General features: G+C 47.4%; 22 protein-coding genes, 3 tRNA genes and 1 pseudogene. 10 read left to right on the top strand and 16 right to left on the bottom strand.

Annotation, left to right across the window (positions count from 1 at the left end; translation table 11 throughout):
• The first annotated feature begins 7 nt into the window (after positions 1–7).
• The 5 genes and pseudogenes from ACO9K6_RS18455 to ACO9K6_RS18435 all read left to right on the top strand — a co-directional run.
• Positions 8–1,087, top strand: a complete 1,080-nt coding sequence (locus ACO9K6_RS18455) for a ThiF family adenylyltransferase (RefSeq protein ID WP_424769022.1) — start codon at positions 8–10, stop codon at positions 1,085–1,087.
• A gap of 90 nt (positions 1,088–1,177) precedes the next feature.
• Positions 1,178–2,233 carry an HD-GYP domain-containing protein gene (locus ACO9K6_RS18450; protein ID WP_424769021.1) on the top strand — a complete coding sequence of 352 codons (1,056 nt, stop codon included), beginning with the start codon at positions 1,178–1,180 and terminating at the stop codon, positions 2,231–2,233.
• A gap of 442 nt (positions 2,234–2,675) precedes the next feature.
• Positions 2,676–3,515 (top strand): non-homologous end joining protein Ku, encoded by an 840-nt coding sequence (ku, locus tag ACO9K6_RS18445; RefSeq protein ID WP_424769020.1) that lies wholly within the window; start codon positions 2,676–2,678, stop codon positions 3,513–3,515.
• Positions 3,512–4,396 (top strand): ATP-dependent DNA ligase, encoded by an 885-nt coding sequence (locus tag ACO9K6_RS18440; RefSeq protein ID WP_424769019.1) that lies wholly within the window; start codon positions 3,512–3,514, stop codon positions 4,394–4,396. Before ku ends, ACO9K6_RS18440 begins: the two co-directional genes overlap by 4 nt.
• A 122-nt stretch (positions 4,397–4,518) precedes the next feature.
• A pseudogene (locus ACO9K6_RS18435) lies at positions 4,519–4,629 on the top strand (IS1/IS1595 family N-terminal zinc-binding domain-containing protein); the annotation flags it as partial.
• Positions 4,630–5,104: 475 nt separating this feature from the next.
• Here the strand turns inward: ACO9K6_RS18435 and sufB are convergent.
• The 6 genes from sufB to ACO9K6_RS18405 form a co-directional block, all read right to left on the bottom strand.
• Positions 5,105–6,502: a Fe-S cluster assembly protein SufB gene (sufB, locus tag ACO9K6_RS18430; protein WP_424769018.1), complete on the bottom strand. Its 1,398-nt coding sequence runs from the start codon at positions 6,500–6,502 to the stop codon at positions 5,105–5,107.
• Positions 6,503–6,531: 29 nt separating this feature from the next.
• Positions 6,532–6,957, bottom strand: coding sequence for a Fe-S cluster assembly sulfur transfer protein SufU (gene sufU / locus ACO9K6_RS18425; protein ID WP_424769017.1), 426 nt, complete (start codon positions 6,955–6,957; stop codon positions 6,532–6,534).
• Entirely contained in the window at positions 6,944–8,170 is a 1,227-nt protein-coding gene (locus ACO9K6_RS18420; RefSeq protein WP_424769016.1) for a cysteine desulfurase, read from the bottom strand. The genes sufU and ACO9K6_RS18420 overlap by 14 nt, the downstream gene beginning before the upstream one ends.
• The gene (gene sufD, locus ACO9K6_RS18415; protein ID WP_424769015.1) at positions 8,167–9,474 is read right to left on the bottom strand and encodes a Fe-S cluster assembly protein SufD; all 1,308 of its coding nucleotides are present in this window, start codon (positions 9,472–9,474) and stop codon (positions 8,167–8,169) included. Before sufD ends, ACO9K6_RS18420 begins: the two co-directional genes overlap by 4 nt.
• 21 nt (positions 9,475–9,495) lie before the next feature.
• Positions 9,496–10,275 carry a Fe-S cluster assembly ATPase SufC gene (sufC, locus tag ACO9K6_RS18410; protein WP_424769014.1) on the bottom strand — a complete coding sequence of 260 codons (780 nt, stop codon included), beginning with the start codon at positions 10,273–10,275 and terminating at the stop codon, positions 9,496–9,498.
• 159 nt (positions 10,276–10,434) lie between these two features.
• A complete protein-coding gene (locus ACO9K6_RS18405; protein ID WP_424769013.1) occupies positions 10,435–11,034 on the bottom strand; it encodes a DUF1802 family protein in 600 nt (199 codons plus the stop codon).
• A gap of 141 nt (positions 11,035–11,175) precedes the next feature.
• On the opposite strand from ACO9K6_RS18405, the gene mtnK reads away from it, so the two are divergent.
• A complete protein-coding gene (gene mtnK, locus ACO9K6_RS18400) occupies positions 11,176–12,387 on the top strand; it encodes an S-methyl-5-thioribose kinase (RefSeq protein ID WP_424769012.1) in 1,212 nt (403 codons plus the stop codon).
• Between the two features lie 28 nt (positions 12,388–12,415).
• Positions 12,416–13,471 (top strand): S-methyl-5-thioribose-1-phosphate isomerase, encoded by a 1,056-nt coding sequence (gene mtnA / locus ACO9K6_RS18395; RefSeq protein WP_424769011.1) that lies wholly within the window; start codon positions 12,416–12,418, stop codon positions 13,469–13,471.
• Positions 13,472–13,553: 82 nt separating this feature from the next.
• Here the strand turns inward: mtnA and ACO9K6_RS18390 are convergent, their stop codons facing one another.
• Positions 13,554–13,859: a YunC family protein gene (locus tag ACO9K6_RS18390; protein ID WP_424769010.1), complete on the bottom strand. Its 306-nt coding sequence runs from the start codon at positions 13,857–13,859 to the stop codon at positions 13,554–13,556.
• 159 nt (positions 13,860–14,018) lie between these two features.
• Between ACO9K6_RS18390 and ACO9K6_RS18385 the strand changes: the two genes are divergently transcribed.
• Positions 14,019–14,495 carry a hypothetical protein gene (locus ACO9K6_RS18385; protein WP_424769009.1) on the top strand — a complete coding sequence of 159 codons (477 nt, stop codon included), beginning with the start codon at positions 14,019–14,021 and terminating at the stop codon, positions 14,493–14,495.
• Between the two features lie 71 nt (positions 14,496–14,566).
• Here ACO9K6_RS18385 and ACO9K6_RS18380 read toward each other — a convergent pair whose 3' ends face one another.
• Entirely contained in the window at positions 14,567–16,471 is a 1,905-nt protein-coding gene (locus ACO9K6_RS18380; RefSeq protein WP_424769008.1) for a putative bifunctional diguanylate cyclase/phosphodiesterase, read from the bottom strand.
• A 166-nt stretch (positions 16,472–16,637) separates the two neighbouring features.
• Positions 16,638–17,018, bottom strand: coding sequence for a DUF423 domain-containing protein (locus ACO9K6_RS18375; protein WP_424769007.1), 381 nt, complete (start codon positions 17,016–17,018; stop codon positions 16,638–16,640).
• A 64-nt stretch (positions 17,019–17,082) separates the two neighbouring features.
• Here ACO9K6_RS18375 and ACO9K6_RS18370 point away from each other — a divergent pair, with 64 nt between their 5' ends.
• Positions 17,083–17,613: a hypothetical protein gene (locus ACO9K6_RS18370; RefSeq protein WP_424769006.1), complete on the top strand. Its 531-nt coding sequence runs from the start codon at positions 17,083–17,085 to the stop codon at positions 17,611–17,613.
• 57 nt (positions 17,614–17,670) lie between these two features.
• Here the strand turns inward: ACO9K6_RS18370 and ACO9K6_RS18365 are convergent, their stop codons facing one another.
• The 3 genes from ACO9K6_RS18365 to ACO9K6_RS18355 all read right to left on the bottom strand — a co-directional run bounded on the left by ACO9K6_RS18365 (position 17,671) and on the right by ACO9K6_RS18355 (position 22,363).
• Positions 17,671–20,763, bottom strand: coding sequence for an AAA family ATPase (locus tag ACO9K6_RS18365; RefSeq protein ID WP_424769005.1), 3,093 nt, complete (start codon positions 20,761–20,763; stop codon positions 17,671–17,673).
• Entirely contained in the window at positions 20,760–21,935 is a 1,176-nt protein-coding gene (locus ACO9K6_RS18360) for an exonuclease SbcCD subunit D (RefSeq protein WP_424769004.1), read from the bottom strand. Before ACO9K6_RS18360 ends, ACO9K6_RS18365 begins: the two co-directional genes overlap by 4 nt.
• Positions 21,936–22,093: 158 nt before the next feature.
• Positions 22,094–22,363 carry a substrate-binding domain-containing protein gene (locus ACO9K6_RS18355; RefSeq protein WP_424769003.1) on the bottom strand — a complete coding sequence of 90 codons (270 nt, stop codon included), beginning with the start codon at positions 22,361–22,363 and terminating at the stop codon, positions 22,094–22,096.
• Positions 22,364–22,657: 294 nt separating this feature from the next.
• On the opposite strand from ACO9K6_RS18355, the gene yhbH reads away from it, so the two are divergent.
• Entirely contained in the window at positions 22,658–23,812 is a 1,155-nt protein-coding gene (gene yhbH / locus ACO9K6_RS18350; protein ID WP_424769002.1) for a sporulation protein YhbH, read from the top strand.
• Positions 23,813–23,855: 43 nt separating this feature from the next.
• Here yhbH and pdaA read toward each other — a convergent pair whose 3' ends face one another.
• The 4 genes from pdaA to ACO9K6_RS18330 form a co-directional block, all read right to left on the bottom strand.
• Complete coding sequence (gene pdaA, locus ACO9K6_RS18345; protein ID WP_424769001.1) at positions 23,856–24,614, bottom strand: delta-lactam-biosynthetic de-N-acetylase; 759 nt, start codon at positions 24,612–24,614, stop codon at positions 23,856–23,858.
• Positions 24,615–24,808: 194 nt separating this feature from the next.
• A tRNA-Pro gene (locus ACO9K6_RS18340) sits at positions 24,809–24,885 on the bottom strand.
• Between the two features lie 8 nt (positions 24,886–24,893).
• A tRNA-Thr gene (locus ACO9K6_RS18335) sits at positions 24,894–24,969 on the bottom strand.
• A 73-nt stretch (positions 24,970–25,042) separates the two neighbouring features.
• Positions 25,043–25,118: transfer RNA gene (locus ACO9K6_RS18330), tRNA-Thr, on the bottom strand.
• Between the last annotated feature and the right edge of the window lies 1 nt (position 25,119).

Here is a 25,119-nt window from a genome sequence, read left to right as displayed (position 1 = left end):
ATGATTGATGAATAACAAACCATATGAACCTGCTGCTTCCGGTACGAACTCACTGCTTCCACAAAGCCGCTACGCAAGACAAAAGCGCTTCGCTCCAATAGGCGACAAGGGCCAGGAATCGCTTAGCGCAAGCCGCGTCGTCGTCGTCGGCATGGGCGCTCTCGGTTCAGTCATTGCACAGCATCTCGTTCGTTCGGGTGTTGGTTACGTACGGGTCATTGACCGCGATATCATTGAATGGAGCAACTTGCAGCGACAAATGCTATATACCGAGCAGGACGTCATAGATTTGCTTCCGAAGGCGCAAGCTGCGGCCGCTCATTTGCGCGCCATGAACAGCTCCGTTACAGTCGAGCCCATTATAGCCGATTTAACGTCAGCTAATGCGGAGGAGCTGCTTGCAGACGTTCATCTCATCCTCGACGGCAGCGACAATTTCTCCGTCCGTTACCTTATAAATGATTACAGCGTGAAGCATCGAATTCCTTGGATTTATGGCGGCGCTGTCGGCGCCTCAGGCATGTCCATGACCATACTGCCGCTGGATACACCCTGCTACCGCTGCATGTTCAATGAACCGCCCGCGCCCGGTACAACCGATACATGCGAAACCGCTGGTGTGATTTCACCAATCGTCGATATTATCGGCTCTATCCAAGCGACTGAAGCGATTAAGCTTCTGAGCGGGAATCATAGTACGCTGCACCGGACATTGTTCCAGGTGGACCTCTGGAATCATGCTTGGCTTCCCATTTCCTTAACGAATGCGAAGCGCAGCGATTGCGCATGCTGTGCACGTCGGCACTATGAATTTCTGAACGAGCAGCTCTCCGGGCCTGCTGCCGCCTCCCTTTGCGGCCGTCATTCCGTCCAAATCTCGCCCCATCAGCCCGTTTCGCTGAATTTAAAGGCGCTTTCCGAGAGATTACGTCCTGCTGGCAAAGTCACCTCCAATCGCTACCTGCTTCGACTGGAGCTGCAGGAGGAATTGACTTTAGTCCTATTCAGCGACGGCCGCGCTATCGTCCAAGGGACCGATCAATTAATAAAAGCAAGGTCGATTTATGCCGAAATTTTAGGTATTTAGCCACTTTGGGAATACCCTCTTATTGCCAATATGTCAATAGATTGCTACTATTGTATGTATCTAAGTAATTACATGCTATGAGGTGCGTGAATGAGAGTACATGTGATGGATTTAATAAATGGAGACCAGTTGAGCTGCGATACCTTTAACAACTATGGCCTTCATGTTCTTTCCAAAGGAACGCTCTTGAATAATCAAGAAATTTCAAAATTATTCCAACATCAAATTGACTATGTCGATATTGAAGCAAGAAGATCTGAAGAGCACTTGGGCCGTACGCTTGAATCAACAGTCGACCCAAAATGGCTGCCAACTGTTAAGCCTATGTATGAAAACGCAGTAAAGAGCTTTGAACAGCTTTTTTCAAAAGCGCTGATTGACGGCCGAATTAATGAAGATGAGGTCATTTCTGTCATTGAGCCATTATTGAGTAATTTCCAATTAGAACGCGATGTCGTATCCATGCTTCTTCTGCTTAATACGAAAGACGACTATACCTATCAGCATTCCGTTCAGGTAGGCATGCTTGCCTATTACCTCGCTAGCTGGGTCGGCTATTCAGATGAAGAAGCGCTGCAAATTGGAAAAGCAGGCTTTCTTCATGATATTGGAAAATGCAAAATTACCGATCATGTATTGAACAAGCCCGGCAAGCTCACAGATGCCGAATATGAAGAGATTAAGAAGCACACGATCTTTGGACATGAGATTCTCTCTAATTCCTTTATTGAGCCGGAATTGTCTATAGGAGCGCTTCAGCACCATGAACGTGTGGATGGCAGCGGCTATCCGCATGGCTTAAAGGGTGATGCCATTCACCCTATTTCAAAAATCATCTCCGTTGTCGATATCTATAGCGCCATGATCTCAGCGAGAGTCTATCAGCAGAAGCGAGACTTACTCTACGTACTCAAAGAGCTTTACCGTCTAAGCTTCAGCGAGCTTGACCCCTTCACAACTCAAACCTTTATTAAACATATGATGCCGAATTTCATCGGCAAACGAGTAGAGCTTGAAAGCGGCGAAGTTGGTATCATTGTGATGACTCATCAAACCGAGTTTTTCCAACCGCTCATCCAAATCGGTAATCGTTTCATTGATCTGACAATCGAGCGTAGCTATGAAATTAAGCACGTCTATATATAAGAAGAAGAAACACGTTTTCTGTGGCTTCAAATTCGTTAGATTGCACCGCATTCGCGATTATCGGTATCATATCAATTCAGATTTATAGACCACCATGCGCTTGAGTAAATGAAATAGCCCCGATCAATGTCGGGGCTTGCTTTTTATTCTGTATATCCATCACTTTGGCTGTTACTTTATTTAGTCAATTTTAACCCTACCTTCCCGAACGGATTGGATCAGAATAATAGGATATGTATGTTACGGTTTCCGTCGTTGTGAATTAATTGTACTATGCGACCAATACATTCAAGCATAAACCTCACCTCGATACGAATGTTTGCTCTTATTATATACAAACATTGGGAAAAGCCCATCGACCGTATAGGCCAGTGGGCTTTTATTTTTGAATAATTTAACAAAATAAAACAAACCCTATCAAAAACATTAGGGTGGGATATTTATGCATACCGTCTGGAAAGGCGCAATCAGTTTTGGACTCGTTCACGTTCCTGTTAAGATGCATTCGGCTACGGAAGACAAAGACATTTCATTTCGTAGCCTGCATAAGGATTGCGGGATGCCGATCAATTATGCTAAAATTTGCCGGCACTGCAACAAGGAAATTGATCCAGATGAGATCGTGAAGGGTTTTGAATACGAGAAAGACAAATTTGTCATCGTCAAAGAGGAAGAACTCGAAGCCATTAAGCCGGATTCTGCAAAGTCAATTCAAATATTAGATTTTGTCGATCTAACTGAAATCGATCCGATCTACTTTCAAAAAGCCTATTACCTCTCGCCCGATATGGCTGGAGCAGGCGCGTACAGCCTGCTAATTGAGGCGATAAAGCAGACTGGCAAAATTGGTATCGCTAAAATCTCCATCCGCAGCAAAAGCAGCCTGGCCGCTCTGAGGGTCGTCGATAACTGCCTTTGTATGGAGACGATGTTTTTCCCGGACGAAATACGGGCGATCTCCCAGGTCCCTAATCTTCCGGCCCAAACGGTCGTAAATGACAAGGAGCTTACAATGGCAAAAATGCTCGTAGAGCAACTCAGTGAGCCATTTAAGCCGGACAAATATACAGACGATTACCGAATCGCCCTAACTGAATTAATTCAACAAAAGATCGCTGGAGAGAGTATCGACATCGTTTCAGCGCCTACTAATGAAGGTCGCTCCAATGTTATTGATCTGATGGCCGCCCTGCAAGCCAGCCTCGAAGCGACAAAAGCTCCGCCTGTTACCACTCCCAAACGGAAGCGCACAACTAAGAAAAAACAGGATAACGTATCATGAGCTTTATGCAACTCCCTTCCGTACCAATGGCGCCGATAACCTCCCCAGAGATTCCAACAGGTCCGGAGTGGGGTTATCAAATCAAATGGGACGGAGTGCGCACGCTTGTTAGGCTGGATGGTACGGGTGGCGTCGAGATCTTTTCAAAGCGTGTTGAGCCGCGGAATGATCGTTTTCCTGAAATCGTTGAGCTGCTGCAGCCATTAAGGATTGGGGCTTGTGTGCTGGACGGGGAGATCGCATATTTTGATGGTAGACGACCGAACTTTCAACGCGGCCTCATAGGTGTTAACCGCAAAAAATTCGATGACTCACTGATCTTTGTCATGTTCGATATGCTTTATGCTGGCGGCGTGGACATCCGCCCCCTGCCCTTCAAGGAACGATACAAACGGCTTGCTGCTGCATTTCCAGACAAACACCCTCGTTTGTTTGTAACTGATCTGGTCTACGATGGGCCGGCTCTCTGGAAATGGGTTAACGAACGTGAGTGGGAAGGAATCATTTCGAAGCGTCTGGACAGTCCATATGTGGAAGCGAAAAAGCATAATCATTGGTTTAAAAAGCGCAAAGAAGTGCGGATCGTGGCTGACGTAGTCGGGATAAAACTTAAAGATAAGCGCGTCTCCAGCCTTGTCCTGCGTTACGAGGATCGATATGTTGGCCATGTATCAGGCCTTGATAATGTATCTAAACAGGTACTGCAGCAGTTCATGAAGGAACACTCCGGTGAATGTCCATTCGATAAGTTATCACCTGGAATGAAAAAATCCGATATTGCTTGGTTGGCCATCCCCTTTCCTTGTCGTGTGACGGCACTGGAATTTTCCGATAACGGTATCTTGCGGCAGCCTAAATTAATTGGATTTGGAAACCATTGAAACAAAGTGGCTATTTTCTTAAAGTTTGTTGCTATTAAACAAAAGTGGTTGTAATAGTAACAAACTTATTGAGAGGGCTGAACACAGTGGAATGGACACAACTTTATGAGAACTTTTCTGATATGCCTCAATCAGAGCATATCCACTGTGGAAGTCTCAGTTTAAAAAGAAATGGCAGATATCGTTCTCGCCAACGTTATCTTTGTAAAGACTGTGGAATGACATTTAATGAGGCATTCAGGTTTTGGAATCTCCGTCCAACCTAACAAGTTATTGAAAAAATTCCGAGCCTCTGTTTCGCAACCTTCTGGGGCTGCCAGTTGTACATGGTCAAGACCATAAAATTTGTAATTCCCGCGTGACGCGCTCAGACAATAGATCAAAACGCTTCCCTTGCGCTCTCTGCTCAAGTCTAACGTCGTCTACGCCTCTTGTCCGTGCGTATGGTCGCGGCATTCCGCGCTTCCTCGCGTGTTTCTTGCCTAATAGACTTTGAACTGCTTATCCACCCTAGCGTAATGCCCAAAAACAAGAACGCCAACTACTCCAAAAACAGCGGTAGCATGGGCGATGTCCCGTTCCCTCATTTATAGCCGAAAAGCTTGAAGGAATAAAAAAAGAATCCGCAGAAAAAATCTACGGATTCAAAGATTCGTCATATGTGTTCGGTGGGCTATCACCGTATCACTATTTACGCCTACGTTTTTATTAACCGATGCTGCCTTCCATCTCGAACTTGATCAAACGGTTCATCTCTACCGCGTATTCCATCGGCAGCTCCTTCGTGAACGGTTCGATGAAGCCCATAACGATCATTTGTGTAGCTTCTGCTTCACTTAGACCGCGGCTCATCAGGTAGAATAACTGATCCTCGGATACCTTGGATACCGTTGCTTCATGCTCGAGCGTAATGTTATCGTTCAAAATCTCGTTGTAAGGAATCGTATCGGAAGTCGACTCGTTATCGAGAATGAGCGTATCACACTTAATATTCGCTTTCGCGCCATCTGAATTGCGACCGAACGATGCCAGACCACGGTAAGTTACTTTACCGCCATGCTTACTGATCGATTTCGAAATGATCGTTGAGCTTGTATCCGGAGCCAGGTGAGTCATCTTAGCGCCTGCATCCTGATGCTGACCTTTGCCCGCTACTGCAATCGACAATACCATGCCTTTTGCTCCGCGGCCGCGCAATACGACTGCTGGATATTTCATCGTCAGCTTGGAACCGATATTTCCATCCACCCATTCCATCGTTGCATTCTCATCTGCAACCGCACGTTTAGTAACCAGGTTGTAAATGTTCGGTGCCCAGTTTTGAATCGTAGTGTAACGCACGCGAGCATTTTTCTTAACCAAAATCTCTACTACCGCGCTGTGAAGCGAGTTCGTGCTGTATACAGGTGCTGTGCAGCCTTCGACGTAATGTACAGTGCTGTCTTCATCGGCAATGATAAGCGTACGCTCGAATTGACCCATGTTCTCGGAATTAATACGGAAGTATGCTTGAAGCGGAATTTCACACTTCACGCCCTTCGGTACGTAGATAAAGCTTCCACCCGACCATACTGCACTGTTCAGCGCAGCAAACTTGTTGTCGTTCGGAGGAATGATCGTACCGAAATATTCCTTCATAAGCTCTGGATGCTCGCGCAGCGCTGTATCCGTATCGGTGAAAATAACGCCTTGCTTCTCCAGATCCTCCTGCATACTGTGGTAAACAACCTCGGACTCATATTGCGCCGACACGCCAGCAAGAAACTTTTGCTCCGCTTCAGGAATACCAAGCTTGTCGAATGTTTCTTTAATTTCCGAAGGAACCTCTTCCCATGTTTTACCTTGCTTTTCGGAAGGCTTTACATAGTATTGAATGTCATTAAAATCAAGATCATCCATGTTGCCGCCCCAACGAGGCATTGGCATTTTGTAAAATTGCTCAAGCGACTTGAGACGGAACTCAAGCATCCATTCCGGCTCGTTCTTCATTTCTGAAATCGTACGAACAATTTCAGGTGTCAGACCTTTTCCTGATTGGAATATCGCCTTGTGCTCGTCACGGAAACCATACTTATACTCTTCCATTTCCGGCATTGATTTAGCCATTTTATTCAGCTCCTCTATACTTAAATTTGTTATTCGTGCTGATGCTCAATTCCTTTGCGCAATGCGTTCCACGCAAGCGTCGCACATTTGATCCGCGCAGGGAACTTGTTCACACCCGATAAGGCTTCAATATCTTCTAATTCCTCAAATTCGACGGGTTCACCCTTCATTAAGCCTGAGAACCTGTCAGCCATCGAAAGCGCCTCATCGAATGTTTTACCCTTAACAGCCTCCGTCATCATAGACGCCGAGCTCATGCTGATCGAACAGCCTTCGCCGCTGAACTTCGCATCCGTCACTTTATTGTCAACGACTTGAAGCTGAAGCGAAATACGATCGCCGCAGGTCGGATTATTGAGGTTGATCGTAACCGATTCTTCATTCATCGTTCCACGGTTACGAGGGTTTTTATAATGATCCATTATAACTCTGCGATATAAATCATCCAATTGCATGACCGAAGAACTCCTTTGTCTGTAGTAAAGCATCGGCTAAGCGGTCAATGTCATCTTCAGTATTATACAAATAAAAGCTTGCTCTTGCCGTCGCCGATACATTCAACCATCTCATAAGAGGCTGGCAGCAATGATGGCCTGCCCGCACCGCTATGCCCTTGGAATCCAGCACGGTCGCTACATCATGGGGATGTACGTCTTCGAGATTAAACGTAACGAGACCAACACGATTTTGCTTTGGTCCATACAAGGTAATGCCATCCATCATTGACAGCTTCTCATAAGCGTATGTCGCCAAACGGCGCTCATGCTGATCGATTTCATCAAAGCCGATTTCATTTAAGAAATCAATCGCCGCTCCGAGACCAACCGCACCTGCGATGATCGGCGTACCGCCTTCAAAGCGATAAGGGATTTCTTTCCAAGTTGATTCATACAGATCGACGAAATCAATCATTTCGCCTCCAAATTCAATCGGTTCCATATTGTTCAGCAATGCTTTCTTGCCGTACAACGCCCCGATTCCTGTTGGTCCGCACATTTTGTGTCCGGAGAAGGCATAGAAATCAACATCGAGATCCTTCAAATCAACTCTCATATGCGGCGTGCTTTGTGCACCGTCTACGACCATGACCGCACCATTGCGATGAGCAATTTGCGTAATTTCCTTGATTGGATTGATTACGCCGAGCACATTCGACACATACGTGACGGAAACGACCTTCGTTTGTGGTGTAATTGTTTTCTCAACATCCTCAATGGAAATCGATCCGTCCGCTTGCAGCGGAATATACTTCAACGTTGCGCCTGTCGCTTTGGCTGCTTGCTGCCAAGGAATGAGATTGCTATGATGCTCCATCGGCGTAATGACGATTTCATCGCCTTCACCGCAGACGGAACGTGCATAGCTCGATGCCACCAAATTCAATGCTGTTGTTGTGCCGCGCGTGAAAATAATTTGCTCAGGCGCTCCCGCATTGAGCAGCTTAGCCACCTTCTCACGCGCTCCCTCATAGGCGTCAGTCGCTCTAGAACCGAGCGTATGCACGCCGCGATGAACATTCGCATTATCCAGCTCATAGTATCGTTTAACCGCATCAATGACGGAACGCGGCTTCTGAGAAGACGCCGCGCTGTCCAGATAAACGAGCGGGTGCCCGTTTATTTCTTGATGCAATATCGGGAACTGTTCCCGAATCGCATTTATATTCATCCTTCAAGCTTCCTTTCGAGCAAACGCTGAAGCTGCTCGCGAACCGCTTCTACCGGAATTTCCGATACAACCGGAGCCAAAAAGCCGTAAATAATTAACCGTTCAGCGTTCTGCTTGGAAATACCCCGAGACATCAAGTAGTGAACCTGTTCAGGGTTTACTTGACCTACGCTTGCCGCATGGCCCGCTGTAACATCATCTTCATCAATCAGCAAAATCGGGTTGGCATCGCCGCGCGCCTTAGGACTCAGCATGAGTACCTTCTCGGTTTGCACGCCGTTTGCTTTTGTCGCGCCATGCTCGATTTTGGTAATCCCGTTAATGATCGCCGAAGCCGAATCCTTCATAACCGCGCGAGTTACCATGTTGCTGTCGGTGCTTTTGCCGAAGTGAACAGCTTGTGTCGTCAAGCTGTTTTGCTGAGCATTCTTGCCTACGCTGATGACTTTTGCATCCGATGTGGAGCCTTGTCCCTTGAGCACGGATTTCGTATCCGACAACGTATTGCCATCGTTCAAATCACCAATGATCCATTCCATTTGACCGTCATTTTCGATAACGGAACGACGGATTGTCATATCGACACCAGTCTCGCCCATAGAATGTATAGAACCGAAGCGAACATGAGCGCCTGGTTTCACGAAAACCTCTACGATTGACGGGTGAACGAACGGACCGGCTGCTGTACTTGGCTCGGACACCACGCAATCCACGTAAGTTACACGACTATGACTGTCAGCAACGATTAGAATATGCGGCGCGAATGTCGCTTCCGCATTGTCGTTGTAAAAAATCGCCTGCAGCGGAAGCTCAACCTCTACATTTTTTGGAACGTAGACAAATACTCCGCCATTCCACAATGCAGCATGAAGCGCCGTTAGCTTATCTTCGTCTTTCGCTACTGCTTGGAACAAATATTTTTGAACAAGATCGCCATGCTCCTTGCATGCCGTCTCGAGATCGGTGAAAATAACACCCTTGCTTTCAAGCTCGCCTGCAACCTGCTTCCATACGGAGCCCGAGTTGCGTTGAACTAATAAATTTTCCGTGCCTTCTGCTACCAATTCGCGAACAATTTCTGGAAGCTCGCTAATAGCTCCTACCTTTGCCGGCTGCTCATAGCTGCCTACTGCCGTCAAATTCCAACGCTCAATGCGCACCTTCTCTGGCTTTGGCCAACCGAGTGTTCCGGCAAGCTCTGCGGCTTCCCCGCGCAGCTCAACAAGCCAATTCGGCTCGCCCTTGCTGCGGGCCAAAGCCTCTGCAGATTGACGGTCGGTCGGAGTCGATAGTTGTGTACTCATCCGTTATGCCCCCTTCTCCGCTTAGGCCTGGCCGACCGTTTCATCCACGATGCCAAGTTCTTCTTTTACCCAATCGTAACCTTCATTTTCAAGTCTTTCCGCAAGCTCAGGACCGCCTGATTTCACGATGCGGCCTTGCATCATAACGTGGACGAAATCTGGTGTGATATAGTTAAGCAAACGCTGATAGTGAGTAATAATCAGGAAACCGCGGTCTTCCGAACGCATCGCGTTTACGCCTTGCGATACGATACGAAGCGCATCGATGTCTAGACCCGAATCGATTTCATCAAGAATAACGATTTTGGGATCCAATAACATCATTTGCAAAATTTCGTTACGTTTTTTCTCGCCTCCGGAGAAGCCTTCGTTCAAATAACGATGAGCAAACTCCGGGTTCATCTCAAGTTCCTTCATTTTGCCTTCCATCTGACGAATGAACTTGATCAGTGAAATTTCTTTCCCTTCTTCGCGGCGAGCGTTCAGCGCGCTGCGAAGGAAGTCGGAGTTCGTAACGCCAGAAATTTCGCTTGGATACTGCATAGCAAGGAATAGTCCGGCGCGAGCTCGCTCGTCTACTTCCATTTCAAACAGGTCTTCACCGTCGAGCTGTGCTGTGCCTTCCGTTACTTCATATTTAGGATGTCCCATCAAAGCGGAAGCCAGTGTACTTTTACCTGTTCCATTAGGACCCATGATCGCGTGAATTTCTCCACCTTTAATTTCAAGGTTAATCCCCTTCAAAATTTCTTTTCCGTCGATAGCTGCTTTCAAACCATCGATGACAAAATGAGTTGCCATAATATGCTGATCCCTCCAAGGTTAGTATATCGCGTCCGGTCACTCTATAATAAACATGCTTGTTTATTAATAAGTGATTCTCAATGATTCTCAATAATCATTTTAATATAGTTTTTGTTTTAAATCAATGCGAATGAAAACCTTCATGCGATTTTCACACTAGTCAGAGCCTATTCGGTCAGCCCATGCTCCCTTTATTCGCTGCACCTCAGCACGGAAAACATTGTCTTCCAAAACGGGCGCGAAGTTAGGCTTTGCAAACTCATCCTCCAATACTACCCAAGATTTGCAGCCGCTGTAAGCGGGACGCATCGGAATTTTCACAGACTCCTGCAAGCTGTAAACTCTTAGAATTAACAAATGCAGTGGTTTTGTTTTTTTCCACCGCAGTCTCTCCTCGGCAAACGTATCTGTCCATATATGAAAATCACGCAGCCGATCGAGTGTTGCCTGATCCGTTATTTCAATATCTTCGACGACTTCAGCAAAGCATTTCAGCTTAATCTCCTCCATATCCGGCGACCATTCCGTCAATGTATCGTCAAGCTCACCCGCATAATCAGCCTTCAGCAAATGCTTTTTCTGATGCTCGTACGCTGGCATTAAATAAAAGGAAGGACTCATAATCTGAAAATCACGTGTTTCCTCACGAATGCCGCCTTTGCGCATGATGAGAATTTGCTTGCCCTCCGCAAGAGCCTTAACGCTTACAGCCCACTCCTTCAATGCAATCGTATGACGTTCCTTCTGCTCTGTCATGTGCATCCTCCACCCAACTGCTATATAATTGATAATATTATATCAAATGAGGTATTCCAAGGCGAAATAATATCTATTATACTGTGTTGAGGTGAATACTGGGCTTTACAGCCTCAACAAATTTAACCGGAGGTGACAGCCATGTCTGCATATCATCCACTAGCTGAGCAAGAAGCTATTCAAATAGCCAAAAATATCGAAGGATTCTTTCCTGCAGGAGCAGCGCTGCAATGCCGTGAAATCGGAGACGGCAATCTAAACCTGGTGTTTCACATTTCGGATTCTGCGAGCGGCAAAAGCTTAATATTGAAGCAAGCCTTGCCCTATGCGAAGGTCGTTGGAGAATCCTGGCCGCTTACGCTCGACAGAGCCCGAATCGAGAGCGAGAAGCTGATTCTCGAAGGAGAGCTGGCGCCGGGCCTTGTTCCTATCGTATATAAATATGATGCAGATCTCGCGCTTACCGTCATGGAGGATCTGAGCGATCATATCATTATGCGTCACGGTCTTATTGCAGGCACACGCTATCCGAAATTCGCTGACGATATCTCAACGTTTATGGCACGCACGCTATTTTTCACTTCCGATCTGGGTATGAACCAGCAGGACAAAAAAAATCGCGTAAAATCTTTTATTAATCCAGAGCTGTGCAAAATAACAGAAGACCTTATTTTCGACGATCCTTACACCGACTCACCTAATAACAGCTTTGACCCTGCGATCAGAGACGCGGCTGAAGCCCTTTGGAAGGACAGCGAGCTTCATCTTGAGGTAGCTATCCTTCGGGAAAAGTTTTTGACGAATGCGCAGGCGCTGCTTCATGGCGATCTGCACACGGGCAGCGTCTTTGTCACTCCTGCTTCTACAAAGGTTATTGATCCTGAATTTGCTTATTTCGGTCCCATCGGCTTTGATATCGGCGCTGTCATCGCTAATTTGCTGCTTAACTTTGCAGGACAGGAGCACTGGTCAGCCGATGCGCAGCAGCGCACGGATTTCCGAAGCTACTTAACGGACACGGTTCGCGATGTCTGGACCTTATTCGAGAAGAAATTCCGGGCACTATGGGACGAGTATGGCATTGATCGCATCGCTTCAACAACGCCGAGCTACAAAGACTACTATATGAATCGCTTACTGCAGGATGCGATCGGCTTTGCAGGCTGCAAAATCGTTCGCCGTATCGTCGGTCTGTCGCATGTTATTGATATTGACCGCATCCCTGATGCTGCCGCTCGCGAGAAGGCACAGCGCCTTGCGTTAACGATCGGAACATCGCTTATTCGCAATCATCGCAGCGCGCAATCCATCGACGAAGTCATCGATGCTGCCTTATCAGCAGTGCACAATTGAACCATCAGATCAGGGAGGAATAGACATCATGACTACAAATTATGCAGGCTTACAATCCGTCATTTGGAATGGTGATAAGCTTGATTTACTGGACCAGCGGCTATTGCCTGAGGAAATCGTGTATTTGCCATTAAAGACCTCTGAAGATGTATGGGAGGCCATTCGGCATCTGAAGGTTCGTGGAGCGCCAGCAATCGGAATCGCCGCTGCTTATGGCGTAGTGCTTGGCTCTCGCGATGAGCAGAACCTCGATACTTGGCTTGAGAAAGTAATGTTGCAGGCTGAATACTTGGCAACCTCCCGCCCAACCGCCGTTAATTTATTTTGGGCGCTGGATCGTATGAAGGCGGCGGCGGTTTCTTTTATCAACAAGGGCTTATCCTTAGAAGAAGGTAAAGCTGCATTGTTAAGTGAAGCCATTGCTATTCAGAGTGAAGACGAAGAAACGAACCGTCTTATCGGCGAACATGCGCTTTCTCTATTCAAAGATGATATGGGCGTGCTTACGCATTGTAATGCGGGCGGATTGGCTACGGCCAAATACGGAACAGCGCTAGCCCCCTTCTACCTTGCCCTAGAGCGCGGCATCACATTAAGGGTTTTTGCGGATGAGACCCGCCCGGTGCTGCAGGGCGCTCGTTTAACAGCATTCGAGCTGCAGCAAGCCGGGGTAGATGTCACACTGATTTGCGACAATATGGCTGGAATGGTCATGTCTAAGGGTTGGATCGATGCGGTTATTGTCGGAACAGACCGCGTTGCGGCAAACGGCGATGTTGCCAACAAAATCGGCACATACAGCGTAGCTGTTCTGGCGAAGGCACATGGAATCCCATTCTATGTTGCTTCCCCGCTGTCCACAATCGATCTGAATACGCCGACAGGCGCCGAAATTCCGATCGAGGAGCGCAGCGCCGAGGAAATTACAGAGGGCTTCGGCAAACGTACCGCGCCGCAGGGCATCAAAGTTTACAATCCTGCCTTTGACGTGACGCCTAATGAGTATGTAACAGCAATCATTACGGAGAAGGGTATCGTACACGCTCCTTTTGACGTTAATCTCCGTAAGCTATTTGAGGAATAAACCAAAATGTAAAGAAACAAGAAGTCCTAATCCATTGTGCTGAACAGCTCAGCACAACGGATTAGGGCTGTTTCCATCTGCTTTACTGCATTAAACGAAGCGCATCCGAGCCTTTCATTCCTGCTTTAATACCAAGCTTCTCGGCGGTAAAAGTAACTGATTCCAATGGGGCTTCCAACAGCTCCTCTAACGTTCGCACACCTACTGCCCGGCCAGCAATAATTTCACGGTCCTTAAGCCGCTCGTTTAGAAGAGCGACATCAAGTGCACCGCACATAATGTATCCTTTGTCAGTCATAATCGCAAGTAATGTCGTTTTAGGCAGCTTCGCTTCAACGCCTAAAACGGTTCCGCCATTCTCAAGTGTGAAAGGAACCATTCGCATCATATAGAGTCCACCCCTTCATCTCATTAATAAGTGCTATTACACTGCACATCATTATATGCAATATGTGTGAACAGTGCTTAATAAATATACATTTATGAGACTACATGATCTGAAGGTTTAGTGGTATATTAGTGCTATAACATATGGCACGGAGGTCTTATGAAAAATCAAACCCCATCACCGGATCAACAATCTTTTATTTTCAATGTTGAGCTCCTTGTTGAAGGCAAAAATAATGCTGAAGCGCTCGAACAGCTGCTTCACGCGTTGAGCAACTGTAATTTTTTGGATTACCGCATACTCTCCGGTATACAGCTTGGCCAGAAGATAGACGAGCGCAAGTCAAATTCTGCATCACTCACCCAAATCCCAGTTGAGATGGATCAATCCGGAAGCGCTGCCAACAGACAAGCTTCAATAACGAAGACATCAAGCGGTTTTGACAATATTCGTACCTATATGAAGAACAACACGCTGATCCGTCTAATCGTTAACAAAGGTCTTGGCATCAAGCTAAATATTCCTTGCCGTATTATTAACATAGATGAGGGCGAGAATTTGATTACGGTATACCATGTTGACGAGAAGCAGGTATATACTTTCCGGTTGAATGAAATAGAGGACTTCTCTACTTAACTTCACATCATCGATAACACAAAAATACCCGTTCAGCGTACTGCTCTAAAGCAGTCCGAAACGGGTATTTTTTATACATAGCCTGGCGCCAGCATTTGTTCGATGTTCCCGCTTGGTACGGGAGGACTCCAGAAGTAGCCTTGCATCTCATCACAATGATGTCTGCGCAAAAATTCCATTTGCTCTTCGTTTTCTACACCCTCCGCTATAACCTGAATATTGAGGTTATGCGCCATTGCGATAATCGCTGCCACAATTTCCGCATCGCCAGGATCCTGCTGAATATCGCGCACGAAGGACCGGTCAATTTTCAATCGATCAATCGGGAAGCTCTTCAAATAATGAAAGGAGCTGTAGCCGGTACCGAAATCATCTACGCTAATATTAACACCCAAATCCGTCAGGGCTAACAAACAGCGTGATACGTGACCGATATCCATCGTCATCGACTCGGTTATTTCAAGATCCAAATACTTCGCGTCAAGACCCGTCTTGTGAAGCACGCTTGACACCTTGCTGGCTAGATCATTTTGGACAAACTGTCTGATCGACATATTTACGGACACGGGAATAGGCGGTAGTCCTGCATCCTGCCATGCTTTATTTTGACGGCAAGCCTCTTCAAGCACCCAATCTCCAATCTGTACGATCATACCGCTCTCTTCCGCTAACGGAATAAAGCTGCCTGGGGGTATTATGCCTTTAAGCGGATGATTCCACCTTACCAGCGCTTCCACGCCAACCATCATGCCCGATACCAAATCGAACTGCGGCTGGTAATGGAGCACAAATTCATTGTGCTGTATCGCGCGGTACATTTCGTGTTGAAGCGTCAGCCGCTCCAAGGAAGAATTACTCCAGCTTTCCGAGTACAACAGACAGTCGTTTTTCCCGCTTTCCTTCACTTTCACGAGCGCCATGTCCGCTTTTTTAATTAAAGCATAGGTGTCATCATCCTCGTTGTTGTTCGTAACCGAGCCCATGCTAGCAGTTATATGTAGGGGAAATCCTCCGAGATCATAGGGTTCCTCAATCGATTTCAGCAGCTGGCGTGACTGCTCAAGCAGATGCTTCTCCGATTGCAGATTGCAGAATAGCAAAGCGAATTCATCGCCTTCCATTCGAGCGGCAAAATCCGTTTCGGATAGATCTCTGCTCAGTCTCTCCGCCACCTGCATGAGAAGCATATCTCCAAATTCGCGTCCGAAGGAAGCGTTAACGAGCTTAAACCGATCAAGATCCAAATAGCATAAGCCGACAACACGCCCCTCGTCTTTGGCTCTTACAAGCGTTTCAGTCAGTTTCATTTGAAATAGAGTTCGATTAGGCAGTCCCGTCATATCGTCATAATAAGCCATGTAACGAATACGCTCAACATTACGCTTGCGGTCGCTTAAATCATGACTAATCATAACGCTTCCGATCACTTCATCATCCTGAATCATCGGGGCGCAAATCACTTGAAGCTCGAGTGGAAAGCCAGAACGATGAGTAATATTAACATTCGTCTGCTTAGCCTTACCAAGCATAGCCTGCTGAAGCGTCTCATGCAGTAATGGTCGGCTGGCCGGCTCGACTAAACGAGAAATCTCTTCACCCAATAGCTCAATACGCTGATAACCGAACGTTTGACTCGAAGCCTCATTCATTTCCATAACCGTGCCGTTTGGATCCAGTACAGCAAGTGGAACAGCTTCCGATCGAAGCAAGCTTTCAACGATTGCGGTATGGTAATGCTGGAAGCTTAGGGATTGATGGCGCCTTGTATAAACGATGATTGCTGTAACGAATAACGATGCAGCAATGGCCGCAGCGGTCCATTTGTACATCGAATTAGAAATCAACAGAAATGAAATAACGATCCAAACCGACGCAAGAGCTGCCAAAAGGCTGCTAATAATCATCGGTCCGTTCAGCGACTGCTTAAATAGCTGCCGCTTTCGTTTTTCAGGCAAACCATCCATCCGATTCGTCACGCACCAACGTCCCTCCTCTAATTCTAATTATTCTAATGAAGTGAGTATTCGCTTTATTATAAACGATTGAACTGGCCCGGTATAGAAGTATTTACTAAAGCTAATTGATATTATGTTACATAAGAACAGGCCGATCAAACTCTTATTAAATCTTATTTATGATCGCTTATCGGGATTTTGCTTTACATGCAGCTGCAATGACGCAAATCCAGCCTGCCAGCATGGCAAGTCCTCCGATAGGTGTAATCATCCCAAGCTTGCTTATACCGCTCAGAACAAGCACATAAAGGCTCCCGCTGAATATGATCGTCCCGCCCAAGATAAGACGTCCGCCATTCACTACCAGCTTACTCTCGCCTATTTGCTTCACAAGCAATGAAACGAGCATAAGCCCCAGTGCACTGTACATATGGTAGCGGACACCTGTCTCGAATACTTCTAAATAATGCTCATCAAGTATATTTTCTAAACCATGAGCGCCGAATGCGCCCAGCGCAATCGCCAGTACGGCATTAATCGCGCCAATTGTGAAATATTTGGGAAACATATGGTTTTCATTCCTTTCAGCTTTGTGTATAATTTTACCGTAATTAGTAAAGGAGACGATCGCAATGGATAATGACCGCAATGAACCAATTAATTTAAACAAAGAGAGCTCGTCTGTGACGGAAGGCGACAGCCAGAGTCACGAATCGAGCAATCCGCATGACGTAAGACCCATCTTCTCAAATTCCCTCCCCATGGAGGAAGAACCGAAAAAACAATCCGGACTTGGCATTGCTTCCTTCATCTTGTCTTTGGTGGCTGTCATCCTGATTATCGTTTCCATTGTATTCGGTGTCGCTTTTGCCGATCAGCTCGTAAATAACGACAGTCTGCTGATTGACACCAAAGATGAGGAGGCTGTTATGGAAGCTATTGGCCAGGAGGCCATTGTTCCCATCATGATTGCCGGTTTATCCATTCTTGCTTCAATTGGCGCCGCATTCATCGGTCTTATTCTCGGTATCATAGGTGCATTCTCCAAAAATCGCCGCAAGGTGTTCAGCGTTATTGGGATTATTTTGAACGGCATTCTCGTTCTTGGCGCTCTTGGCTTAATTGTCGTTGGCTTAGCGATAGGCGCAACCGGGGCTGTTTAATTATTTTTATGATTTTAGAGTCTGCTCTCGCACCCTTTGTGTGCGGAGCAGACTTTTTTATTTTACCGTAATCGTGGTGCGGCTGAACCCTTCCTTCGTCTTTATTACCTCAAGACAAGCGGGGAAAGCCTCCTTCAGTTCCTGCACGTGTGAGATAACGCCGATCATTCTTCCAGCCTTCTGCAAATCTACGAGCGCGGCGATCGCCTTCTGCAGCGATTCCTCATCCAACGAGCCGAAGCCTTCATCTATGAACATCATCTCGATGGAGACGCCGCCCTGATGCGCCTGAATGACGTCTGTCATACCAAGCGCCAAGCATAATGACGCATTAAACTTCTCGCCGCCGGATAATGTCTTCACATCGCGGTTCTGTCCTGTATACGCATCGTAAACATCGAGACCTAAGCCGCTTTGCTTTCCTCGTGTCTCCATACGCTCGCTGCGCTGCAGCGTAAACTGTCCATTGGACAGCTCCCTCAGACGAGCGTTGGCAGCGTAAAGAATATGCTCGAGATACTCGATGAGAATGTAGCGTTCGAAAGAAATTTTAAGTGCATTATCACCCTTGATCATTTGGAAAACATCCAAAACCTCTTCGAGCTTAGACTCGATGGCCTTCGCCTGTCCGTTGGCTCGCGCAATGGAAACCGATAGCCGCTGTGCTTCTTGACCGGTTCGCAGCGCCGTCTGGGAAGCTGCTATCGATTGCTCAAGCTCCCGCTTCAACTCCGACAGCTGCGTTTGGAGCCCGGTAAGATCGATGCGCTGCTTCCCAGCAAGCTCAAGCTGAAGCTCCGCCAACTGCTGAGCTATTGATGCAGCTGCCGAACGAAAGGCTTCAAGCTCATTTTTGAGAGCTTCTTGCGCTGCTGCAGTCATTACCGCTTCGCGATACTGGTGCGCATCGGCAAAGCCAGCCCTCGCCAGCTCGTCCTGCAGGCGCTGCTCTGCCTGCAGACGATTGTTATCCGCTTCCTCAAGCTGCGTAGCCGCTTGATCAGCATAGGCTTTCTGTTCAGCCAGCTTACCCGCCATACGTTGCAGCTGCTCTTGTGCAAGCTTCCAGTCCTTCGCCAGCCGGTCTGCTAACGCTTGCTGCTCACGCTGCTTCGTCTCGAGTTGCTCCGGAGATCGCAGCTGCTCTGGCACGCGAGCCAGCTCCTTGTCAAGCACCGACTCACCAGCTGTTCTTTTAACGGCCAGACGCTGCAGCTCTTGCTGCAGCCGCTCCTTTGCTGCAAGCTGCTGCTCCAGCATTTGTTCCTGCAGCTCCCCCTTCTGCTTAAGCTCAGGAAGCAGCTTAACCTTAGTCTGCAGAACATCTGTCTCCTCTTTCAAGGTACGCCATTGTCTAAGCAAATCCGATCGCTGCTCCTCCAGCCTGACAGCCTGCAAGCCGTACTCAGCAAGCTCTCTTATGCCGTCTTCGCGCGTTGCCTGCGCAGCGGCCGCTTGCGCTCGTGCTTGAAGCCATTCACGCTCAACTGCGCCCAGCTGCTCCTTAGCCTGCTGCAGCAGCTCTCTTGAAGGGACCTTATTGGACATGTCCGCCTTAGCTGGATGACTCTGGCTTCCGCAGACCGGGCAAGGCTTGCCATCATGAAGATGAACAGCAAGCAATGTAGCCTGACCTTCAATCCATGCCGCCTCCAGCCGATCATGCTCTGCCTTCAGCTTCTCGAAAGACTGGTTAAATTCGCCTTCCAGCATAGCAAGTCGAGCCATTTCCTTCTCTACATCAACCAGCCGCTTCAGCTGCTTCCCGTGCTGCTCGACCTGCCGCAGCTTATCCAGTTTATCGGAGAGCTGCGCCGTTTCAAGCTCTATTTCTTTAATTTGCTTGCTTGTGCCTTGCTTCGATTCCCGCAATTGAATAAGCGATGCTTCCGAATCCGCGAGCTTCGCCGCAAGGCTCCTCTCCTCAAAAACAAGCTTTTCAATTGCTTGCTGCTGAGCGGCAAGCGTAGTCACCACCGGGACCAGCTCTGTCAGTTTATTTAGCTCTCGATCCGCCTCGCGCCGCTCTTCCTCACGGTACTCCTCGCTGCGGTACCGTTCGATCGCGATCGCATGCCCGCGATCTGCGGCCTCAAGCTCACGTTTCCTTACAGTCAGCTGATTGCGCTTCGCAGCCGCATCAATAATTAACCGTTCCGCTTGCTCCTGATACGGCGCCAAATGCGCAGCCCTCTCCGCAAGTGCCAGCTGCTGCTCTTTCAACGCATGTCCAGCTTTCTGCGCATCAAGCTGCTCTTGCTGCGCTCGCTTTCGATCCAGCTCCTCATGCCTGCTGTTTAAGGCAAACGCTTCCCTAAGCCAAGCTTCCTGCTTCTCTATATCGGCTGTCAGCGTCTTTTTTCGTTCGTCTGCCTGTACAGCCAATTCTCTATAGTAAGCAAACTCTTGCTCTAATGCGTCTATGACTTGTGAGGCGCTGTATACGTCTTGCCTGAAAGTGGAGGCAAGCTCACTTCCCTCACGCTCAGGAAGCGCCTCCTGCGCCTGCTTCATATACGCTGACACCGTTGCTTTCGCGTCCTTCAACTGATCCTGCAGCTCTCGGTTTTTCTGTTGAAAACGGCCTTCCAGCCGATTATACAGCTCCGTACGAAAAATTCGCCGCAATATTTCTTCCTTATTCTCAGTGTCGGAGGTTAGCAGCTTACGGAATTCTCCCTGCGGTAGCATGACGATTTGACTAAATTGCTCCTTTGTCAGCCCGATAAGCGCTTCTAGCTTCGCATTCACATCGGATATAATGAATCGGTCCACGGCTGGAATGGACTCCCCGCTAGTCGTTTCATACAGCTCGGCCTTGCCTCCCGTCTCGCCTTTGTTCCCACTTTTGCGATGCGGCATCTGGCGCGTAACTATATAACTTCTGCGACCTATCGCGAACTCAAATGTAACGGAAGTATGTGTATCATCATCCGCAAATTGGCTGCGGAGCATACGCGGGTCAGACCGATCCTCTCCGCTTGCTGTGCCGTAAAAAGCAAAGCAAACCGCATCGAATATCGAGGTTTTGCCCGCTCCCGTATTCCCTGAGATGACAAATAAGCGGCGATCCTTCAGCAGGCGGAAATCGATCATCTCCGCATCGCGATAAGGACCGAAGGCCGTCATCGTCAGCTTAAGCGGCCTCATACAGCTCCCCCTTCCTCACGCAGCAGCTCTGCATACGTATCCGCGAACAGCTGCTTCTTTGCATCAGAGAGCGGCATTCCTTTAACCTCCTGATAAAACGCAGCAAACAGCTCTATCGGATTTGCTTCGCGTCTTCCCGCACCGCCGCCCTCATCCATCGCGCCAGAATCCGCGCCCAAGCCTGCGGCAGCTCTTGTCCGGCGTTCCACATGAAGCGCATTGGGGTAAACCGCCCGCACCTTCTCCATTGGAAACAACACAGGATTATCGCTTAATAGCGTCACAAACACATAATCTTCATTTTTCGGATGCGATTCCAGCTCTTCGATGGTAGCGACGATCCGTCTCATGTCACGCAGCGGCTTCAGCTCTCCCTTCTCAACCTGAACTTCTCCCGCTTCACTCAGCTCAATAACGAAATAGCCCTTCACATGGTTCTCCTCGGAAATCGAATATTTGAGCGGTGAGCCCGCATATCTGATCTTATCGTTACGAACAAAATGCGCCTGATGCAGGTGGCCCAGCGCCGTATAATGAAACCGTTCGAAATAAGCCGCGCTGACATGCTCGGCTCCGCCAATGGACAGCGGTCTTTCGGAATCGCTTGTGTTCTGCTCAGGCTCCCCCGTCGAGGTGACAAAAGCATGGCCGACAAACACATGCCGCGCTGCAGGATCCATGCTAGTCTTCAGCTTTGCAACAATTGCCTTCATCGCATCATCATGCGTTCGGATCGTTTCGTCTGCAAGCTGATGACGCACTTGAGCAGGGTCTGCGTAAGGGATGAGATGAAAATGCACCTCGCCGTGCGCATCGCGAAGCACAACAGGCTGAAGGTCCGCTCTCAGCTGTCCGACCAGATACAAGCCCTGGCTTTCCATCATTTTTGTACCAAAATTTATCCTATCAGGACTGTCGTGATTTCCCGAGATCGCAAGCACCGGCGTATTTAGATGAATAACGATCCTTCCTAGAAGCTCATCCAATAGCTCGACAGCCTCGGTCGGCGGTACTGCTCGATCGTAGAGATCGCCGGCAATGATTACCGCATCCGGCTTTTCCTTCTCTATCGCCTGAAGCAGCTGCTCCAGCACATAGCGCTGGTCATCCGTCATATAAACACCTTGAACCAGCTTGCCTAGATGCCAGTCCGCAGTATGAAACAGCTTCATTCGTCTCTAACATCCTTTCCTAGCAAATCAGCTGTTAATCATGTCACAATACTCTATCATCTATTTTAACACTCGTTCACGCTCATCGCATAGTACGGCAAAAACGACCAGTTGGGAGCCTTGCACACTCAACATCGTATCTGAGGCATCAGGTATCTTTACACCAGTTCACTATCTAGACCGAAAGCCGACAGGTCTTTGGGAATGGAAATTTCAGCTTCCCTGCAAGTCTCGTAGATACCTAAGGCCATTTCATCATTCGCTGAGAAAATAGCAGTGAAGGTGCGAGCTTCATCCCAAAGACGCTTCATAGCTGAATATCCGTCTTTTTTGTTGAAATCACCTTTTCCACAAGAAACCATAAAGTTCGGCACAATTATTCCAATAGTAAATGTTTTTTTGCTGACGTAGAGTTTTTGCCGCAGCATGAGGAGGAACATAGTTTAATTGCTTAATAACCTTTAGAACTTTTTCCCTCATTTTTTGCTCAGTGAAACCTTAGCTTCTTAAGCTACATTAATGATTTTAACATCCATAAGAATCAAAATATTTTATAAATTTTGTTATTCTATGAACTAATAAAGCTATTGCCCATTCTAGTTATTTGCTAGGCTGGAATAGTTGCTTTCTGTTCATTTTCATTCACATAACCACTCGACTCTTGAATATATTGAATAACAACAAAGAAATGCCGATTGACAATAAGGAATGAGGTGAGGGAAATGGAATCAGAAAAGCTATTTGTGGTATCCAGGGAGGACTGGTCGCTTCACCGCAAAGGTTATGAGGATCAAGCTCGTCACCAGGAAAAGGTACACGAGGCCATAAAGCAAAACCTTCCCGATCTGGTTTCCGACGAAAGCATCGTCTTATCCGATGGCCGTCGTACGATCAAAGTGCCAATCAAAAGCCTCGATGAGTCCCATTTTATCTATAATTACAACAAGAAGCAGCACGTAGGACAAGGCGATGGTGATTCACAAGTTGGCGATGTGCTTGGGGTAGACCCTCAAGCAGCCAAGGGCCCTGGCAAAGGTAAAGACGCAGGCGATCAGCCTGGAGAAGATGTGATCGATACAGAGATAAGCATTGATCAGCTTGAGGATATGCTGTTCGAGGAGCTCGAGCTTCCTAATCTGGAGCAGAAGCAGAAAGATCAAATGCAGACGACCGAAATCGTATTTCATGAAATTAGAAAAAAGGGCATTATGTCCAACATCGACAAAAAACGCACACTCATCGAGAACCTGCGTCGAAACGCTAATGCTGGCAAAGCCGGCATCGGCGGGATATCGCCCGATGATCTTCGCTACAAAACCTGGAATGAAATCGTACGGCCTCAATCCAACGCTGTCATTCTCGCCCTCATGGACACCTCAGGGAGTATGGGTTCATTCGAGAAATACTGCGCGCGCAGCTTCTTCTTCTGGATGACTCGTTTCCTTCGCCGCAAATATGAGCATGTAGAAATCGTCTTTATCGCACATCATACGGAAGCCAAGGAAGTGACCGAGGAGGAATTTTTCAATCGGGGCGAAAGCGGCGGGACGATCTGCTCCTCCGCCTACCAAAAGGCGATTGAGGTGATTGACAGCCGTTATCCGACAGCCAATTGGAATATCTATCCCTTCCACTTCTCCGATGGCGACAATCTTACCTCCGATAACGAGCGCTGCGTAAAACTGATCGGACAATTAATGGAGCGCAGCAATATGTTCGGTTATGGCGAAGTCAACCAATACAACAGAAGCAGTACATTAATGTCCGCCTACAAGCACATCAATCACAAAAAATTTATGTACTCGATCATCAAGGAGAAAGGCGAGGTTTATAAAGCGCTTAAGACGTTTTTCTCCAAAAGAGTAACCGGTGTATAAATCCAAAATCCCGCCATTCACTTCATTGGCGGGATTTTTTTGATCATCTATAGGTGAAGGCTAGCTCATCCAAGCTCTTAAACTCATAGCCTTGACGGCGCGCTTCATCGATTATGCTGCCAAGAGCCTCCGTATTGTCCTTAGATACCGAATGCAGCAAAATAATAGCACCCGGATGAAACTGCTTCACAACCTCATTAAACGCAAATTGCGAGCCCCTCTGCGCATTTACATCCCAATCCTTATAGGCTACAGACCAGAATACATTTGTATACCCAAATTGCTTGCTTGCTTCTAGTACTCTTTCACTAAAAATACCTCTAGGCGGCCGCAAATATTTCATATCCTTCTGTTCTGTCAGCGATATCACCTGATTTTTTACCTTATCCAGCTCACTCTGAATCTGACTTACCGTTAGCTGAGTCATATCCGGATGACTCCAGGAATGATTGCCGACAATATGGCCTTCGTTAACCATACGCTTTAACAGTTCCGGCTGATCCTTTACATAATGTCCAGTCACAAAAAAAACAGCAGGCGCCTTTTTTTCTTTAAGGACATCTAAAATTCGAGAAGTAAAACCATTCTCATAACCATTATCAAATGTAATAAACAGCTCTTTCTTGCTAGTATCGCCGAGAAACAACGCTCCGTGCTTCGTGACGATGTTTTTAAAGCCTTCCTCATCGATCGAAGGAAGCCTGCCTTGCACGCTCTTCTTAAAACCAAAATGATACGCAGCTGGCTGGGCATGAACAGCGATAGGAGCACTCACCACACTCCACAGCATCGCCGTAATCATCGCAGCATACCCTATCCTATGCCTAAACAAGGGATCACTCCTTTTCCTGAGAGATGTCATAAATTTATTTATTGGTTTCGTTATATTTCCCACATACCATCATCGTTACTCATGCACAGTAAAAAACCATCTACCTGCTTCTTTGCATAAGAAGTAAGTGGATGGTTATGAATCGTAATTATTTAATTCGAAAATGGTCGGGATGACACGATTTGAACATGCGACCCCCTGGTCCCAAACCAGGTGCTCTACCAAGCTGAGCTACATCCCGAGAAAAGATGGTGCCGTCGAGAGGACTTGAACCCCCAACCTACTGATTACAAGTCAGTTGCTCTACCAGTTGAGCTACAACGGCAAAATGCTTATGATCACCAATCAATGATATTTGATGATGCATTTGCTAACTTTGCTGCATCATGAAAAAAAAGTGGTGCCGTCGAGAGGACTTGAACCCCCAACCTACTGATTACAAGTCAGTTGCTCTACCAGTTGAGCTACAACGGCA

The sequence above is a fragment of the Paenibacillus praedii genome (assembly GCF_049725345.1).
GTDB lineage: Bacteria > Bacillota > Bacilli > Paenibacillales > Paenibacillaceae > Pristimantibacillus.
The sequence above is the reverse complement of the archived record's forward strand: the minus strand, read 5'-3'. Positions and strand labels throughout refer to the sequence as shown.